General features: G+C 52.1%; 1 protein-coding gene. It reads left to right on the top strand.

Going from position 1 to position 1,744, the window contains the following annotated elements:
* A partial coding sequence (locus G7Y39_RS13325; RefSeq protein ID WP_165157913.1) for a transposase occupies window positions 1-1,744 on the top strand: 1,744 nt, incomplete at both ends.

Genomic DNA, 1,744 nt, shown 5'->3' with positions numbered 1-1,744 from the left:
CGCGCGTTTGAGGGCCCATGTCGACTTCCTTACGGAGGAGAACAGGTCCGTCGAGGATGAAACCCGTGAAGAGAGCAGGGCTGAGATCGAACATTGGAAATCCCTGTACGAATCCGCGCTGCAATCTGTCGAGGAGGCCAATGAGCGTGCGGACCGGTTCGAACAGTCTTCCAAGGGTAAGGATACAGAGATATCTTCCCTTAAAGCTGAGGTTGAGTCTCTGAGAGGGGCGAAAGAGGTGGCCGAGGTCGCGGCCCGGGCCAATGTGGATTACAAGAGCGTCATTGACTTGATACGTCACCGGCAGTTTAACCATAACAGTGACGCCTCCCGTTTCCTCAATGGCGAGCTTGACCCGGACGATCCCTATCTGAAAGAGATGGGTTTTGAGGAAGTGATCCGGCAGATAATGAGGGAGACGGGGGACGTGCCCGATCCTTCCCGTGAATCCGGGGAGGGTACAGACGGAAAGCGGGAGAAAGCCGTGAATCTTCCCAAGAAGCGGGAGAAAGCCGGGGAAGGCAAGTCCAGGCCCGGGAAACGCAATGTCTATACGGCCACGGTCCTGAAAGAGATGGGTATAGACACCTCCAATCTGCCGGACAACGTAAAGTGGCGGCTTATCAGGCGTAAGTCCAAGGATGACGGCCTTGACACGTGGTATGTGTATCTTTTCACTTATGAAGGGCCGAAGGTGACTTGTACGAAATATAAGATAGGTCGTTTCAATATACAGGACAATGACCCCATGTGCAGCAAGCACCCGGAAAGCATCATCAAGGGAAATCCGGTCATGCCGAGCTTTGCCCGTTTCTACCTTGAATCCAAGTTCGGTCTGCACCTGAGCGAGAACCGTATCCTTGAGATGCTCGCGGGCATGGACACGCATATCCCCCAATCGTCCCTGAATGGGTGGATGCACGGGATCATGGATCATCTCCGTGTGAATCTGGAGGGGTTGATGCTGGAGGAAATCAGACGTTCTTTCTTTGTACAGAATGACGAGACCCGCATTCTTGTGCGCAGCCGTGCGAACAAGAACGAACCTTTCAAGTATAATGTTGAATATATCCATGCGGAGTTGTCGAAAGAGGTGAGACTGCTGGTGATGAAGTATAAGGAAGGCAGCCGTGACCATAACATACAGGAAGAGAACTTCTTCAAGGGATCCGACATCAAGTATTTCCTCAGTGACAGGGCCGGGCTGTATGAGACCATCGAAAAGGACCTGGCGGAATTTCACGTGGAAAGATGCTCTTGTTGGTTCCATGCCCGTCACTATCTGGTGGATGCCTATATAACCGACGGGCGGATGAAACCGCTGCTTCTGTTGATAAACTCCCTATTCTACATTGAACGGGAATCTGCCAGACGACGGCATACGCCGGAGCAAAGGTTCAAGTTCCGGTTGAAGTACAGCCGGAGGATAGTGGGCAGGATCATGAAGGAACTTGAATCCATCCGTTTGGCCGGTAAAGAATACGGTGCTTTGGTCCACCGGGCGGTAAATTACATATTGGATGACAAGGAAGCCTTTCAGAAGTTTCTTCTGGATGGCCGCGTCGAGATGCACAACAACGCCATAGAGCGTATGTTCCGGCACATCGCCATCGGCAGGCGCAACTGGTTGCATACCGGCAGCCACTTCGCGGCCGAAAACATAGCTTTCATGTATTCGTTGCTTGAAAGCTGCAAACTCAACGCTGTAAATTTCGGAGAGTACATCGAGGATATACTCACCCGG

It is taken from the genome of Parabacteroides sp. ZJ-118, assembly GCF_011038785.1.
GTDB lineage: Bacteria > Bacteroidota > Bacteroidia > Bacteroidales > Tannerellaceae > Parabacteroides.
The sequence above is the reverse complement of the archived record's forward strand: the minus strand, read 5'-3'. Positions and strand labels throughout refer to the sequence as shown.